This is a genomic window from Sphingomonas sp., from assembly GCF_035317925.1.
GTDB lineage: Bacteria > Pseudomonadota > Alphaproteobacteria > Sphingomonadales > Sphingomonadaceae > Sphingomonas_I.
The window spans coordinates 1-15,189 of sequence record NZ_DATHFV010000154.1 but is presented as its reverse complement, the minus strand read 5'-3'; the positions used below and the strand labels follow the sequence as shown (position 1 = coordinate 15,189).

Sequence of the window (15,189 nt, the reverse complement as noted above, 5' to 3'; positions counted from 1 at the left end):
CGGGAGGGGAGGAGGCTCTTCCGTCGCTGCGCCGCAACGCCTGAGCGACGGCGCGCATTGCACCTCTTGCAACTTGGCCGCGCTCCGGCTTTGACCTGCGCCGTGTTCCCGGTTCCGAAGATCCGCCTGCTGGCGCTTGCCGCCGCTCTCGCAGCCCTGCCTGCTATCCTTCACGCGCAACAGCAGCAGGAGGAGGGGGAGATGCAGCCGATCGAGGCGCCGCAGCAGCTCGCCCCCGACGCGCTCCAGCTCGCGCAGGCCGCCGCCGCGCGCGGCGATAGCGCCGAGGCACTGTCACGCTATCTGCGCATCCTCGCCGCCACGCCCGACGACATGGTCGCGTTGATCGGCGCCGGCCGCGCCGCGCTCGATGTCGGCGACACCAACGCCGCCGCCGGCTTCTTCTCGCGCGCTGACGTGCTCGATCCCAAGAACGGCCCGGTGAAGGCCGGGCTTGCCGGCACGATGCTGGCCAATGGCAATGCCCGCGCCGCGCTGCGCCTGTTCAACGAAGCGGTGACGCTCGGCGTGAACCAGGCCGACATCGCCGCCGATCGCGGGCTGGCTTATGATCTGCGCGGCGCGCCCAAACGCGCGCAGGCCGATTACGGCCTCGCGCTGCGCACCAAGCCCAGCGACGAGGTCACCCGCCGGCTCGCATTGAGCTATGCCATTGCCGGCGACCGCGTCTCCGCGCTGGCGACGCTCGATCCGCTGCTGCGCAAGCAGGACGTGCCCGCATGGCGCGACCGCGTGTTCGTCTATGCGTTGACCGGCGATCTCGCCGACGCACAACACGACGCCTCGCTCGTGCTGCCGCCCGATCAGGTCGCCGAGCTCAATCCCTATCTGCCCCGGCTCGCGGGTCTCAAGCAATCGGACAAGGCGGCGGCGGTTCATTTCGGGCGCTTCCCGGGCGAGACCCCGCCCGAAGTCAAACCCGTCGTCGTCGCCGCGCCCCGCATCCAGGTCGATCGCGCCACGCTCGCGCCGCCCTCCGCGCCCGTCCAGACTTTCGCCGAGGTCGCCGCCGCGTCGCAGGCTATATCGGCGCCGCCCGCGCAGGAACCGCAGGTCAACTCCGCCGCACAGGCGAAGCTCGACGCCAGGACGCGCGCCGCCGACAAGCGTCGCCAGGCAGCCGAAGCCGCCGCCAAAGCGAAGCGCGAGGAAGAGGCCGAGGCCCGCGAGGTCGCGCGCAAGAATCCGGCGCGCCATTGGGTCCAGATCGCGGGCGGCGCCAACAAGCGCGACTTGGGTAAGGAATGGGACAAGCAGAAAAGCCGGTGGCCGTCGCAACTCGCCGGCCGCTCGCCCTGGACGATGCATTACCGCTTCACCAACCGCCTGCTGATCGGGCCGTTCGCGTCGTCGAAGGCGGCGCAGGATTGGGTCGGCGAGCGCAAGAAGGAAGGCTTCTCCACCTTCCGCGTCGAAACCAGGGCGGGCGATCCGGTCGAACGCGTCGACTAAGGTTGCGAGCGCGCCGCGCCGGCCACCGCCACGCCCAGGACGAACACCAACACGGCCGAGAAGATCACCGGCGGCAGCGGGAAATAGAGCAGCGCCAGCACGAGACCGCCCAATTGGAACAGCATCATCGCGATGCCGGGAACGATCGTCGCGCGCGGCAGGGTCCGGGCGAGCGATCCCAGCCACCATGCCCAGACCGCCATCAGTAGCAGGGCCATGCCGCCATAGAGGCCGAAGCCCCGATAGAAACCGGCATAGCTGAAGCGCGCGCCGTCCTCCGACAGCGGCGTCGCCATTGCGTGGACGACGGCCTGTCCCTCAGCCGACGCGGGCAGAAAGCTCAGGAAGCCAAAGGTGTGGCCCGCGGCGAACAGCAGCAACAGGATCGCGGCGATCCGGTAGAACAGGGTAGGGCGCATCTTAGCCTCCGCTCTCAATCTTGGCAGCTGGCCCTTATCTTCCAGGAACCGCCCCTCGACAATCGCGCCGCCGGTCGCCATCTGCCCCGCATGGCGTTCGCCCCTTATGCTGCCGATCCCGCGCACAGCCGCGGGCGCCGCTACCCGCTCTCGTCCGCCACCGCGCGCGGCCAGCGCGACGAGTATCAGCGCGACCGCGACCGCATCGTCCATTCGATCTCGTTCCGTCGCCTGCGCCACAAGACGCAGGTGTTTGTCGCGCCCGACGGCGATCATTTCCGCGTGCGTCTCACCCACAGCCTCGAGGTCGCGCAGATCGGCCGCACCATCGCCCGCGCGCTCGGCCTCAACGAGGATCTGACCGAGGCTTTGTGCCTCGCCCACGATATCGGCCACCCGCCCTTCGGCCATGCCGGCGAGGATGCGCTGAAAGAGGCGATGGTGCATGCCGGCGGCTTCGATCACAACGCCCATACCTTGCGCACGCTGACGCGGCTGGATTCCCCCTATGTCCACCATCCCGGCCTCAACCTGAGCTGGGAGATGCTGGAAGGACTCGCCAAGCATAATGGCCCGATCGCGAACCCCAGCTGGGCGCTGGCCGAGATCGATGCCGACTGGGCGCTCGATCTGTCCGGCCAGCCCTCGCTCGAAGCGCAGGTCGCCGCGCTTGCCGACGATATCGCCTACGACAATCACGATATCGACGACGGCATCCGCGCCGGACTGCTGTCGATCGACGAAGCCCGCACCATTCCAGTGGTCGCGGAAGGCTGGGCCAATGCGCGCGACCGTTGGCCGGACAGCAGCGACGCGGATCTGCTCGGCGAACTGATCCGCGATCAGATCGGCCGGATGGTCGCCGATCTGCTCGCCGAAAGCCGCCGCCGGATCGACGCCGCCGGCCCGCGTTCGATCGACGATGTCCGTGCCGCGCCCGCGCCTTTGATCGCCTTCTCACCCGAAATGGCGGCGGCCGAGCGCGAGCTGAAGCGCTTCATGTATGCCAAACTCTATCACCACCCGCAGCAGCTCGCGGTCGCGGATCAGGCACGCACGATCGTCGGTGGGCTGACCCAGGCCTATATGACCGATCCCGCTGCGCTGCCGGAGGATTGGCGCGCGCGCCTGCCGCAGGACGAACCTGCCCGCACCCGCCATATCGGTGACTTCATCGCCGGCATGACCGATCGCTACGCGGTCGCGCGCTATCGCGATGTGGTTGGCCCGGTCGACATGCCGGAAGGCGTCTAGCCGGCCGCCGCTCAACCCGCCGCATGGTTTCCTTCTTGTTAACCAGACCGCTTTAGCGCGGCGTCATTCCACGCGGAGAAGCGTCCATGTCGCTCTGGTCCCTGATTTCCGGCAGCAGCACCCAGTCCACCACGTCCTATACCAGCGCCACCTACAGCGCGGCGATCGCCAAGCTGGAAGGCGACAGTTCGGGTGCGACGACGCCCGCTACCACTGGCTCCTCGACCGACGACGACGGCGTCAGCATCTCGCCCAATGCGCAGGCAGCGGCGGCCGAGGCTGACGACAATGCCACGGATTTCACCGATCTGGCGAACACGGTCCGTTCGTCGCTCGACACTTTATATGCCGCGGAAAAGGCGGCGGGTAAGCCGCAGACCGCGAATTTCAGCCAGCTGAGCGGCCGAGCCTTGTCGGCGGTCGTGCTCAACCAGGGCAACCAGTTCACTCCCGCCGAACAGCGCGCCGCCAAGACCGCGCTCGATCAGCAGACCAAGAACGATTTCGCGTCCGCCATATCGGGCGGCATGAGCATGAGCAGCCTGTCGAGCTACAGCCAGAGCCTCGTCACCCAATATGATGCGATGAGCCCGGAAGAACGCCAGGCACGCGGCTGGACCCAGCAGTTCCGCGACAATGCCGCCAAGGTCGTCACCGAAGGATCGCTGTCGCTGTTCGACCAGGTCGACAGCTCGGACTCCTCCTCGTCCGCCTTCGGTTTCTGATTGGCTGAGCGCTGCCGGCGCGGTTAAGGCCGCGTCATGCCGATCGACCTCATCTGCCTCGATGCCGACGACACGCTGTGGCACAATATGCGCCACTTCAACGCGACCGAGCATGCCCTGCTGGCGATGCTGGCGCCGTTCGCCGAGGCGCATGTCACCCGCGACACATTGAACGCCTGCGAGGCGCGTAACCTCAAGCTTTACGGCTATGGCGCCAAGGGCTTCACCTTGTCGATGGTCGAGACCGCGGTCGAACTGGCGGGCGACAATCTCTCGAAGGATCTGGTCGCGGCGATCCTGGCGGCGGGCCGCGCCTTGCTCGATCATCCGGTCATATTGTTCGATGGCGTCGAGGATACGCTTGCCGCGCTCGCGGATCGCGGCCGGCTCGTGCTCGTGACCAAGGGCGATCTGCTCCATCAGGAGGCCAAGCTCGCCGCCTCGGGTCTCGGCGACCGCTTCAGCGGAATCGAGATCGTGAGCGACAAGAATGCCGATACCTTCCGCCGCCTGTTCGCCCGCTATGACGTCGCGGCGGAGCGCGCGATGATGGCCGGGGATTCGATGCGGTCGGACGTGCGCCCCGCGCTCGAGGCCGGGGCGTGGGCTGCTTTCATCCCGCAGGAGGGCGGCTGGGTTCACGAAAGTGCCGCCGCGCCCGAAGCGCATCCCCGCTTCCGCCAACTCGACCGCCTCGCCGATCTGCCGGCCTGGATCGATACGATCGGTTAGGCGCGCAGCCGATAGACGCAGGCCGGCTTGGCATTGTGGCCGGTCGCGCCGCTCAATTCGGACACCGAATAGGCTGCCACTTCCTCCAACAGGGCGAGCGGCAGATGCGCGCGGCGCGGGTCGCCGATCAGCACCAACGTGCCCTGGGCTGCGCTGGCTTGGGCGAAGCGCAGCACGCGCGCGGCGACATCCGCATCGTAGAACAGATCGCCGATCGCCAGCACCTCGACGTGCGGTGGCGTCGCAAAGGTGAGGTCGCCGAGGACGGTTTCAATTGAGACCAGATTGGCCTCGGCGTTCAGCCGGGCAGCCGCGACGGAATAAGGATCGACGTCCGCCGCCTTCACCGGGCTCGCACCGGCGAGGCACGCCGCAATCGCGACGATGCCCGAACCGGTGCCAAGGTCGAGCAGGCTGCGCCCCGCCACCAAAGCCGGCTGGTCGAGCAGATACCGCGCCAACGCCAGCCCGCCGCCCCAATAATGCGCCCAATAGGGGCTGCCGAAATCGGGGTCGGTTTGGGCCAGCCGGTTGAGCCCGCTGTGCGGATCCGCCTTGTGGAGCCTGATCTCCGGAACGAACGGCACCGGCCGCAGCGGCAGATGCTCGCGGATAAAGGTCGCGCTCGGTGCCTTGCTCAGCTGAACGTCTCCGTCAGCGCCTCTTTGAGTAAGCGCCGCGCCCGCAGAAACATCTCCAGCCGGCTTACTGACAATAGGCCAAGCGCGAACACCATAAGCAGATCGACGACTAAACGGGGGTTGAAACCGTGTGACATCGCCTCGAAACCCAAGCCGCGGCGGACCAGAACGAGGATCAGCACGAAGCCCATCGTCGCCCAAGAGGTCTTTTGGTTGAGCGTATGCGTTTCCGGATCCACACTGATGTGAATGGAGCTGCCGCGCCACCACCCCGCAACGGCTCCTGCGCCCAATGCAAGCGCAGCCCAAAGCCAATCAATTCCATGGAGCGGGGTCTCATACAGAAAGGCAGCAGCCCCCGCTGCATAGATCGCCGGCACGATCCACAGAAATTCAACCCGCAACGGCTGGTGTCGACCGACACGCCGACCACGAAGAACCAGCACCAGACAAATCACCACCGCATAAATGATGAGACTGACGTAAGCCGAAGTGGGCTGGCCTTGCATCTCATTCCCCAAACTGTGTTGCTTGAGCATAACGCTCCCGAAAAGCGCTGTCGATTGGCGTGACGTGGCCACCGCCATCCGCTAACAGCGCGCCTTCTCTTATCACTGGACCTGCCGACTTGCCGACGCTCTACGCCCGTTTCGCCGCCGATCTCGCCGCCGCGCTCGATGCGCTGGAAGCGGAGGGCGTGCTCGCGCGCGGGCTCGATCGCCGCAACGTCACGGTCGAGCCGCCGCGCGACCCCAGCCATGGCGATCTCGCCACCAACGCTGCGATGGTGCTGGCCAAGCCCGCCGCCACCAATCCGCGCGCGCTCGCCGGACTGATTGAGCCGAAGCTCGCCGCGCTCGATTATGTTACCTCGGTCGAGATTGCCGGCCCGGGCTTCATCAACGTGCGTCTGTCGGACGGCACCTGGCGCGACGAGCTGTCCACGATCCTGACCGAAGCCGGCGATTATGGCCGCTCGGCGATGGGGCAGGGCAAGACCGTCAATGTCGAATATGTCTCGGCCAACCCGACCGGGCCGATGCATATGGGCCATGCGCGCGGCGCGATCGTCGGCGATGCGCTCGCCACCCTGCTCGAATATGCCGGGCACAAGGTCATCCGCGAATATTATATCAACGATGCGGGCGCGCAGGTGCAGACGCTCGGCCGCTCGGCGCATTTGCGTTACCGCGAGGCGCTCGGCGAGACGATCGAGATTCCGGAAGGCTTCTATCCCGGCGACTATCTGATCCCGATCGGGCAGGCGCTCGCCACCGAATTTGGCGACGCCTATGTCGGCAAGCCCGAGAGCGAATGGCTCGACCTGTTCCGCACCAAGGCGGTCGCGGCGATGATGGACATGATCCGCGCCGATCTGGCCTTGCTCGGCATCCATCATGACGTGTTCGCGTCCGAAGCCGCCGTGCAGGATGAAGGCCGGGTCGACGCCGCGTTCGATCGGTTGCGCCGCGAAGGCCTGATCTACGAAGGCGTGCTCGAAGCGCCCAAGGGCGAGCTCCCCGACGATTGGGAACCGACCGAAATGACCCTGTTCCGCGCGACCCAGTTCGGCGACGATCAGGATCGCCCGGTGCGCAAGGCCGATGGCGGTCTCACCTATTTCGGCACCGATCTCGCTTACCATGCGCAGAAGGCCGAGACGGCCGACATGCTGATCGACATCTGGGGCGCGGACCATGCCGGCACGGTCAAGCGCATCCAGGCGGCGGTGAAGGCGCTGACCCACGGCGAGAAGCCGTTCGACGTGAAGCTGGTCCAGATGGTCCGGCTGATGCGCGCGGGCGAGCCGGTCAAGATGTCCAAGCGCTCGGGCAAGTTCATCACCATCGCCGACATGGTCGACGAAGTGGGCAAGGACGTGGTGCGTTTCACCATGCTCGCCCGCAAGGCCGACGCGCAGATGGATTTCGATTTCGCCAAGGTGGTCGAGGCGTCGAAGGACAATCCGGTCTTCTACGTCCAGTATGCCCATGCCCGCATCGCCTCGCTTCATCGCCGCGCGGTTGAGGCCGGGATCGTGTTGCCGGAGAAGGCCGATCTGTCGCTGCTCGACGATGAGGAGCTGACGCTGGTGAAGCTCACCGCGCAATATCCGCGTATCATCGAGGGCGCGGCCAATGCGCACGAGCCGCACCGCATCGCCTTCTACCTCTACGATCTCGCCGCCGCCTTCCACGCGCTGTGGAATCGCGGCAACGACGATCCGTCCCGCCGCTTCCTCGTCGCGGACGATGCCGCGATCACCGCTGCGCGTCTGGCGCTTGCCGATGCGATCGGGCAGGTTATCCGGAACGGGCTCGGCGTGATGGGCGTCGCCGCGGCGGAGGAGATGTAAGGGATGGCGGAGATCCGACGCGGTTTCGGCGGCGAAGCGCTCGGCAACGAGCGCCTGCCCTGGCTCGAGCCGGTCGAGGACGAGGACGATTATCCCGAGACGGGCGGGGGCGGCGGTGGCCGCCTTGCGCTGTGGATCGTGATCGTCCTGGTCGCGCTCGCCATCCTCTTCGGCGGCTTCATCCTGTGGCAGCGCCATCGCGCCGCGAGCGCCGATATCGGCGAGGTGATCCACGCGCCTGCCGGACCCTATAAGGAAAAGCCGGCCAACCCCGGCGGCCTCCAGGTCAATGAAGGCGACGTGCTCGCCGCCAAGATGGGCACGGGCACCGATATCGACAGCCCGATCGACCTCACCCGGATTCCCGAACAGCCCGTCACCCGCCCCGGCAGCGACCAGAGCGCCGCACCGGCGCCCGCACCCGCGCCTGTGGCCGCCCGTCCGGGCGCTCCGGCCGCGCCTCCGGTCGCCACGCCCGCGCAGCCGCCCAAGGTTCCGCCGCATCCCGCGCTCGCTTATGCGCCGCCGACCGCCGCCTCGGCCCCGGTGGTGAAGGCGCCGCCGCCCGCGCCCGTCGCCAAGGCGCCGCCCGTCCCGGCTGCGCCGTCCGCGCCGGCTTCGGCGAGCGGCGGCAGCGGCACGATCCAGCTCGGCGCGCTCGGCAGCGAGGCCAAGGCCAAGCAGGTGTGGAAGTCGCTCTCGACGCGCTTCAGCACGCTCGCGCCGCTCAATATGTCGATCACCCCGGTCAAGGTCGGCGATGCCACGCTCTATCGCCTGCGTGCGAGCGGCGGGGACGCCAAGCGCCTGTGCGCGCAGCTCAAGGTCGCCGGCGAAACCTGCAACGTGGTCGATTGATGACGCCGTTGATCCTGGGCCTCGCCGGCCCGGCTTTGACCGACGACGAGCGTGCTTTCTTCCGCGAGGTCGCACCCGCGGGCTTCATCCTGTTCAAGCGCAACGTCACTGATCGCGTGCAGATGAAGGCGCTCACCGACGAGCTTCGATCGATCGCGGGCCGCGACGATGTGCCGATCCTGATCGATCAGGAAGGCGGGCGGGTCGCGCGCATGCAGCCGCCCGAATGGCCGGCTTTTCCGCGTGGGAGCGACTTCGACAAACTCTACGATATCGGCCCGATGTCCGCGATCGAGGCGATCCGCGCCAATGCCCAGGCGCTGGCGGTGATGCTGCGCGAGGTCGGCGTCAACGTCGATTGCCTGCCCTTGCTCGACGTCCGCCAGCCCGGCGCGCACGACATCATCGGCGACCGTGCGCTCGGCACCGAGCCGCTGCGCGTCGCCGCCCTCGGCCGCGCCACGCTCGAAGGACTGAAGGCGGGCGGGGCGGTCGGTGTGGTCAAGCATGTCCCCGGCCACGGCCGCGCGATGTCGGACAGCCATATCGAGCTGCCGGTGGTCGATGCCTCCGCCGAGGAACTCGAAACCGATCTCGCGCCGTTCAAGACGCTTGCCTGGGCGCCGATGGCGATGACCGCGCACGTCGTTTACACCACCTGGGACAAGGATCAGTGCGCCAGCCTGTCGCCCAAGGTGATCGGCGAGATCGTTCGCGGCCGGATCGGCTTCGACAATCTGCTCATGTCCGACGATCTCGGCATGCACGCGCTCAAGGGAAGTTTCACCGATCGCGCGGCGGGCGTGATCGCGGCCGGTTGCGACGTCGGGCTCCATTGCTCCGGCGACATGGCCGAGATGCAGGCCTGCGTGGCCGGTGTCGGCGAAATCGCGCCGCGCGCGCGGGAGCGGCTGGACGCGGCGATGGCGACGATCGCGGGCGGGACGGACAAGACCGCGTTCGACGAGCTTGTCGCCAGGCGTGACACCCTGCTGGCACTCTCTGCCGAAGCCTGATCCGGAACCTGGATCAACCGGCAGGCTTTCCCTCCATATGATTGCACGGAGCATCCGGATCGAGGGCCACGTCCAGGGCGTCTTCTTCCGCGACTGGACGATCGAAGCCGCGCGCGCGATCGGCGTATCGGGTTGGGTGCGCAACCGACGCGACGGGAGTGTCGAAGTCTATGCGATAGGCGAGCCCGACCTGGTCGAGCGCCTCACCGACCGGTTGCGCGAAGGCTCGCCCGCCTCGCGCGTCGACCGGATCGATGCGCGGCAGGCTGAATTGCAGCCGGTCGATGGGTTTACGCGGCGGCCAACCGAATAGGCTGCTCGGCTTAGTAATTCCCGTCATTCCCGCGAACGCGGGAATGACGGGCTTGGGGTAGTCGGTTCTAAGCCTCTAACGCCTCGACGTTCGCGAGTACGCGCTCCAGCAACGAGAGCAACGTCGCCATTTCGTCCTCGGACAGGCCCCGTGTGATATCCTTGTTGCCCTGAATCAGGATTTGCCGGCCCGCCGGCAATCTGGCGCGCGCATCGTCGGTCAGTGCGATCAGGCTGCTGCGCCGGTCGGCCGGATCGGGCTCGCGCCGGATGAGGCCGTCGCGCTCCATCCGCGACAGCAATTGCGCCATGGTCGGCTGCTCGACCTTGGCCCAGCGCGCCAGCTCGGTCTGCGACAGTTTCGCGCCGTCCTTGAGCGCGGTCAGCACGGGAAGCTGGGCGGTCGCGAAACCAAGTTCGCGCAAGCGCAGGTCGCCGATCCGCATCATGCCGCGCGCGATCCGGCTGAAATAATGGCCCGGCATTTTGTCGGCATGCCAATCGTCGATCGCCATTGCATAGCGTCCTATGTTTATTGTATAGGCTCCTATGTAAATGGAGGATCAAGTCGTGACAAGTGCCCCTCGTATCGGGATCATCGGCGGCGGCCCCGGCGGCCTGATGCTCGCCCGTCTGCTGCAGATCAGCGGCCTCGCCCCGGTCCTGCTCGAACGCGACGCGCATGCCGACGAACGGCCGCAGGGCGGTTCGCTCGATCTGCATGGCGACACCGGGCTGCGCGCGATCCGCCTCGCCGGGCTGGAAGAAGCCTTCCTGGCGCATGCGCGGCCCGAGGATCAGGGGGACCGGCTCTACGATCCCGACGGCAATATCCTGTTCGATCATGACGGAGAGGGCGAGGAGCGGCCCGAGATCGATCGCTCCGCGCTCCGCCAGATATTGCTCGACGCGCTCGTGCCCGGAAGCGTGCGCTGGAGCAGCAAGGTCGAGGCGATCCTCCCCAATGGCGATGGCTGGCGCGTCGTCCTCGATGGCGAGCCCCAGGATTTCGACATCGTCGTCGGCGCGGATGGCGCCTGGTCGCGCGTGCGCCCCTTATTGTCAGATGCGCAGCCCCTTTATGAGGGCATCACCTTCATCGAACTCGGCTTCGACGCCCGGCTTTATCCTGAAGTCGATGAATTGGCCGGCGGCGGCAAGATGTTCGCGGTCGGCAACAACCGCGCGCTCGTCGCGCAGCGTAACGGCCACCAGCATATCCGCGGCTATGCCGCGCTGCGCACGCCGGAAGAGGAAGCGCGCAGGCTCGAAGCCCTGTCGGCCGATCAGGTCCGCACCTTTATGCGCGAGGCCTTTGCCGGTTGGGCACCTTCGCTCACGCGGATGATCGAGGTCGGCGAACTGATCGCGGTCCGGTCGATCCAGGCCTTGCCGATCGGCCATGTCTGGGAAAGCCGGCCCGGCCTGACCCTGCTCGGCGATGCCGCTCACCTCATGTCGCCCTTCGCGGGCGAAGGCGTGAATCTGGCGCTGGCCGATGCCGCCGACCTCGCCGAGGCACTCACCTCGGGCGAGGGCTGGTCCGCGGTCGCGCGCTACGAAGCACAGATGGCGGAGCGCGCGAAACCCGCCGCCGAAGAGGCGCATATGGGCGCGGAGGTCGCGCTCTCACCCGATGGCGCGGCGCCGGTGCTCGCCCATTATCGCCATCGGCTCGAAGCCTGAGGCCGCACGATCACCTCTGCTCCGCGCGCGCTTTTTCTCCGGCCAGCGAGTTGCGCATCATCGTCGCATAATCGCGCTCGAGGAAGAATTTGCGGAACAGGAATTCGCCGAAGCCGCCGAGCCTTCCCGGAAACCGGTCCTGCTTTAACGCGAAGCCATAGGTCCAGCGCGTGTGGGTGCGGCCGTCGCTGGATTGGGTGCGCACGAACCGGCCGACCCCATAATCGATCGGGCGTGCCCGCTCGGTCGTGTAATTCCAGACCACATATTGGAAGATGGCGGCGCCGGTGCCGGAGCGGTTCACCAGGATTTGCTCTTCCACCGTCGATCCGTCGGTCAGGCAGGTCAGCCGGCGCGCGCCCGGCCGATCGAAATCGCCCGGCGTCAGCATATGCGTACCCGATACGCCCGGCAGGCTGGATCGGTGATCGATCGCGTCCTTCAGCGGCGTCGCCTGGACGATGCGCAGCACCACGGCCAGCGGACGGTCGATGGTCACGCTCTCGCTATGCGAAGCCAGCCGATCGAACGGCAGAACCGCCGGTGCGGGCCGATCGACAAAGCCGGCGGGCGGCGCGCAGGCCGCTTGCGCCTGGACCGCCATCGTCGTCGCCAGCATCCCCGCGATCAGCCGGAATGATTGCAAGATCGCCCGTTTCCCCACGACTCACCTCTTGGTTGACAGTGTCAACCTAAGCGCATTCACGTTGACGTTGTCAACCTGCCCCGGCAGGGACTGGCCATGGCTTCGGTGCGCGATGCGATATTGGATGCAGCGGCGGATCTGCTCGACCACTCCGGCCCGGACGGCGTCACCCTGCGCGGCGTGGGCGAGCGCGCGGGCGTGTCGCACAACGCGCCCTACAAACATTTCCGCGACAAGGAAGCGCTGCTGGCGGCGGTCGCGGTGCGCGAATTCGCCGTGCGGCGGGGCATGATGGCAGGGATCGTCGAGCAGGCCGCCAGTCCGCTCGGCGCGCTACGCGCGCTGGCGCGCGATCATATCGCCTGGGCCATGGCCAATCCCTACCGCTTTCATCTCCTGTTCGGCGGCTGGACCCGGCATGACGATGCGCTGGACGAGGCGGCGGGCACTACCCGTCTCGCTTTCGTCGACATTTTGCGCGGCGTGCGCGTCCAGGTCGCGGGGTGGCCCGAGGATGACGAACGCACCGCGGCCCTGCTGATGGCGACCGCGCATGGCGCGATCGATCTGGCCCTGGGCGGCCATCTCGCCGCCGATGGCAAGGGCGGGGCGGATCCGACGGACCTGGTCGACGATCTGATCGACCTGCTTTCCGGCGCTAGGTCAGCGCCCGCTTGAGCCACGCCCGCACCGGCTCGTCATAGAGCTTCAGCGCCAGCCAGCTGGCGGCGACCACCAGCACGAACGACCCGGCGCCGGCCAGATAGAGGGTCGAGGCGGGCGGTTTGCGGAACAGCGCGTAGTTCATGTAAATCAACAGGAACGGGTAGTGCAGGATGTAGAGCGGATAGGAGATCCGGCCCGCGAACTTGCAGAGCGCCAACTCAACCTTGCCGATCTCGCTATGGGCACCGCACAGGATGATCGCCGGAAACAGCACCATGGCGGCGACGGCCTCGAACAGGCCGTTGCCGTGCGGGACGGAGTGCGGCACGAGTGGCGTGGCAAAGATGAGCACCAGGATCGCGCTCAGCGCGACCCAGCTCAGGCGCAACTTCGGCGCGCGCTCGCGCACCCGGTAAAGCCACAGGCCCATGGTGAAGGAGAACGCCATCCGCGCCGGAGCGCCCCACCAGGTCGTCCAGTCCGAGCCCATGTCGATGCTGTTCCGCTGCCACAGCAGCCACAGCAGCACGGCGGCCGTCACCGCGAGGGCCGCGCCCAGCGCGCGCGTCCCCAGCCGCCGCAGCACGAGCGCATAGGCGAGGTTGCCGATATATTCCTGGAGCAGCGACCAGGCCGGACTGTTCAGGCTGTGGGTGTCGGTCCATCGATTGGGCAGGACCGCATGCGGCAACAGCAGGCAGGCCAGGGCAAAGTCGCGCAGCACCACCGAAAGCGGGATCAATTTCTGGTCCGGGGCGAAGGGATCGACGAGGAAGCTGATCAGCCCGAGCGCCACCCCCAGCAGAACGAGCGGATGCAGGCGGATCAGGCGAAACGTGCAGAATTGCCCGACCGACATCCGCGTCCAGCGCGCATCGTAAGCGTAGGCGACCACGAAGCCCGACAGGCCGAAGAAGAAATCGACCGCCATCGCGGCATGGTGCAGCCACTGGCCCTGGTCGGACCAGGCGATCGGCATGCCCATGATGTGGAAGATCACGACCATGACCGCAGCGGTGCCGCGCAGGCCGTCGAGCACTTCGTAATGCGGCTTGCCCGTGGCGGTCGCATCGGGATGCACGATCGCCTCGGCTGTATTGGTGCCCGTCATTCAGATCATCCCCTCGCCGGCTTTGTGCCGTTTCGACCGAGCCTGCCACGCCGGTTTCGGTTTGACAACGATGTCGGTTCTCCCCTCCCGCAAGCGGGAGGGGAATCCCATCTTCAGAGTTATCCACGACTTTTGCCGGCGTCCGCATCGACTCCGCCGTACGTCGGGCTAGTCTTTCGGCGATGGACGAGGAGTTCGACTTCCAGCCCGAGCCGCAAGAGGCGCTGACCATCGCGATCGACGGGTGGGAAGGGCCGCTCGATCTTTTGCTCACGCTCGCGCGCACGCAGAAGGTCGATCTCAAGCAGATCTCGATCCTCGCTCTGGTCGATCAATACATCGCCTTCATCAACGAAGCGCGCGCGCTCAAGCTGGAACTGGCGGCCGATTATCTCGTGATGGCGGCGTGGCTGGCTTATCTGAAGTCGGCCTTGCTGCTGCCGCGCGACCCCGATGTCGAACCCAGCCCCGAGGAACTGGCGCTGCGCCTCCAGCTCCGCCTCCAGCGCCTCGCCGCGATGCGCGAGGCCGGCGCGCGGCTGATGGCGCGCGACCGGATCGGGCGCGACGTCTTTCTGCGCGGCGATCCCGAAGGGCTGCGCGTCGTGCGCCGGCCCAAATGGGAAGCCTCGCTCTACGATCTCATCGCGGCCTATGGCGTGGTCAAGGCGCGCACCCAGCCCGCCTTCCACATCGTCGCGCGGCGCCGGGTGATGACCTTGGAGGAGGCGCTCGCGCTGGTCGCGAAGATGGTCGGCCAAAGGCTCGAATGGGCCGCCCTGGAAAGCTTCCTGCCGCTCGGACTTGAGCCCGATCATCATCGCTCGGCGATGGCGTCCAGCTTCGTGGCAGCGCTCGAATTGGCCAAGCAGGGCCGGCTCCAACTGGCGCAGGAGGCGGCGTTCGCGCCCTTGATGGTGAAGGCAGCATGATGATCGGCGATCCCCTCCGCGCGCTCGAGGCGGCTTTGTTCGCGGCCGAAGCGCCGATGACCCCGGCCGACGTCACCGCCGCGACCGGGATCGAGGACCCCAAGGCCGCACTCGCCGAACTGGCCGAACTGTATGAAGGCCGCGGGATCGAACTGGTCGAGCGCGGCGGCCGCTGGTTGCTGCAAACCGCGCCGGATCTCGCCCATATCCTGCGCCGCGAGCGCGAAGAGCCGCGTAAATTGTCCCGAGCGGGCATCGAAACGCTCGCGATCATCGCCTATCATGAGCCCGTCAGCCGCGCCGAAATCGAGGCAATTCGTGGCGTTCAGATCTCAAAAGGGACGCTCGATGCGCTGATCGAG

General features: G+C 67.1%; 18 protein-coding genes. 12 read left to right on the top strand and 6 right to left on the bottom strand.

What is annotated here, in order from left to right; translation table 11 throughout:
• The first annotated feature begins 102 nt into the window (after positions 1–102).
• Positions 103–1,473: a tetratricopeptide repeat protein gene (locus VK533_RS11545; RefSeq protein ID WP_324377757.1), complete on the top strand. Its 1,371-nt coding sequence runs from the start codon at positions 103–105 to the stop codon at positions 1,471–1,473.
• Here VK533_RS11545 and VK533_RS11540 read toward each other — a convergent pair.
• A complete protein-coding gene (locus tag VK533_RS11540; protein WP_324377755.1) occupies positions 1,470–1,892 on the bottom strand; it encodes an LIC_13387 family protein in 423 nt (140 codons plus the stop codon). The two genes, VK533_RS11545 and VK533_RS11540, sit on opposite strands and share 4 nt — an antisense overlap.
• Before the next feature lie 90 nt (positions 1,893–1,982).
• On the opposite strand from VK533_RS11540, the gene VK533_RS11535 reads away from it, so the two are divergent.
• From VK533_RS11535 to VK533_RS11525, 3 genes are all read left to right on the top strand, one after another.
• Positions 1,983–3,146, top strand: coding sequence for a deoxyguanosinetriphosphate triphosphohydrolase (locus VK533_RS11535; protein WP_324377752.1), 1,164 nt, complete (start codon positions 1,983–1,985; stop codon positions 3,144–3,146).
• 86 nt (positions 3,147–3,232) lie between these two features.
• Positions 3,233–3,871: a hypothetical protein gene (locus tag VK533_RS11530; protein ID WP_324377751.1), complete on the top strand. Its 639-nt coding sequence runs from the start codon at positions 3,233–3,235 to the stop codon at positions 3,869–3,871.
• A gap of 36 nt (positions 3,872–3,907) precedes the next feature.
• Positions 3,908–4,603, top strand: a complete 696-nt coding sequence (locus VK533_RS11525; RefSeq protein ID WP_324377749.1) for an HAD family hydrolase — start codon at positions 3,908–3,910, stop codon at positions 4,601–4,603.
• On the opposite strand, the gene VK533_RS11520 is transcribed toward VK533_RS11525, so the two are convergent.
• Positions 4,600–5,190 carry a class I SAM-dependent methyltransferase gene (locus VK533_RS11520; protein ID WP_324377746.1) on the bottom strand — a complete coding sequence of 197 codons (591 nt, stop codon included), beginning with the start codon at positions 5,188–5,190 and terminating at the stop codon, positions 4,600–4,602. The two genes, VK533_RS11525 and VK533_RS11520, sit on opposite strands and share 4 nt — an antisense overlap.
• A 50-nt stretch (positions 5,191–5,240) precedes the next feature.
• The gene (locus VK533_RS11515; protein ID WP_324377745.1) at positions 5,241–5,753 is read right to left on the bottom strand and encodes a hypothetical protein; all 513 of its coding nucleotides are present in this window, start codon (positions 5,751–5,753) and stop codon (positions 5,241–5,243) included.
• Between the two features lie 119 nt (positions 5,754–5,872).
• Between VK533_RS11515 and argS the strand changes: the two genes are divergently transcribed.
• The 4 genes from argS to VK533_RS11495 are packed head-to-tail and all read left to right on the top strand — an operon-like array spanning position 5,873 to position 9,787.
• Positions 5,873–7,600: an arginine--tRNA ligase gene (gene argS, locus VK533_RS11510; RefSeq protein ID WP_324377742.1), complete on the top strand. Its 1,728-nt coding sequence runs from the start codon at positions 5,873–5,875 to the stop codon at positions 7,598–7,600.
• A gap of 3 nt (positions 7,601–7,603) precedes the next feature.
• Positions 7,604–8,458, top strand: a complete 855-nt coding sequence (locus tag VK533_RS11505) for an SPOR domain-containing protein (protein ID WP_324377740.1) — start codon at positions 7,604–7,606, stop codon at positions 8,456–8,458.
• The gene (gene nagZ, locus VK533_RS11500) at positions 8,458–9,474 is read left to right on the top strand and encodes a beta-N-acetylhexosaminidase (RefSeq protein ID WP_324377738.1); all 1,017 of its coding nucleotides are present in this window, start codon (positions 8,458–8,460) and stop codon (positions 9,472–9,474) included. Before VK533_RS11505 ends, nagZ begins: the two co-directional genes overlap by 1 nt.
• A 37-nt stretch (positions 9,475–9,511) precedes the next feature.
• A complete protein-coding gene (locus VK533_RS11495) occupies positions 9,512–9,787 on the top strand; it encodes an acylphosphatase (protein WP_324377736.1) in 276 nt (91 codons plus the stop codon).
• Between the two features lie 67 nt (positions 9,788–9,854).
• Here the strand turns inward: VK533_RS11495 and VK533_RS11490 are convergent, their stop codons facing one another.
• The gene (locus VK533_RS11490; protein ID WP_324377734.1) at positions 9,855–10,301 is read right to left on the bottom strand and encodes a MarR family winged helix-turn-helix transcriptional regulator; all 447 of its coding nucleotides are present in this window, start codon (positions 10,299–10,301) and stop codon (positions 9,855–9,857) included.
• A gap of 55 nt (positions 10,302–10,356) precedes the next feature.
• Here VK533_RS11490 and VK533_RS11485 point away from each other — a divergent pair, with 55 nt between their 5' ends.
• Positions 10,357–11,472 (top strand): NAD(P)/FAD-dependent oxidoreductase, encoded by a 1,116-nt coding sequence (locus VK533_RS11485; RefSeq protein WP_324377732.1) that lies wholly within the window; start codon positions 10,357–10,359, stop codon positions 11,470–11,472.
• A gap of 10 nt (positions 11,473–11,482) precedes the next feature.
• Here the strand turns inward: VK533_RS11485 and VK533_RS11480 are convergent, their stop codons facing one another.
• Complete coding sequence (locus tag VK533_RS11480; protein WP_324377730.1) at positions 11,483–12,118, bottom strand: hypothetical protein; 636 nt, start codon at positions 12,116–12,118, stop codon at positions 11,483–11,485.
• Between the two features lie 96 nt (positions 12,119–12,214).
• On the opposite strand from VK533_RS11480, the gene VK533_RS11475 reads away from it, so the two are divergent.
• A complete protein-coding gene (locus tag VK533_RS11475; protein WP_324377728.1) occupies positions 12,215–12,796 on the top strand; it encodes a TetR/AcrR family transcriptional regulator in 582 nt (193 codons plus the stop codon).
• Here VK533_RS11475 and VK533_RS11470 read toward each other — a convergent pair.
• On the bottom strand, positions 12,777–13,895 hold the full coding sequence (locus VK533_RS11470) for an acyltransferase (protein WP_324377726.1): 1,119 nt from the start codon (positions 13,893–13,895) through the stop codon (positions 12,777–12,779). The genes VK533_RS11475 and VK533_RS11470 overlap by 20 nt on opposite strands.
• 182 nt (positions 13,896–14,077) lie before the next feature.
• On the opposite strand from VK533_RS11470, the gene VK533_RS11465 reads away from it, so the two are divergent.
• Both VK533_RS11465 and scpB read left to right on the top strand, forming a co-directional pair.
• Positions 14,078–14,827, top strand: a complete 750-nt coding sequence (locus VK533_RS11465; protein WP_324377724.1) for a ScpA family protein — start codon at positions 14,078–14,080, stop codon at positions 14,825–14,827.
• On the top strand, positions 14,827–15,189 hold a 363-nt coding region (scpB, locus tag VK533_RS11460), incomplete at its 3' end, for an SMC-Scp complex subunit ScpB (RefSeq protein ID WP_324377722.1). The genes VK533_RS11465 and scpB, both read left to right, overlap by 1 nt.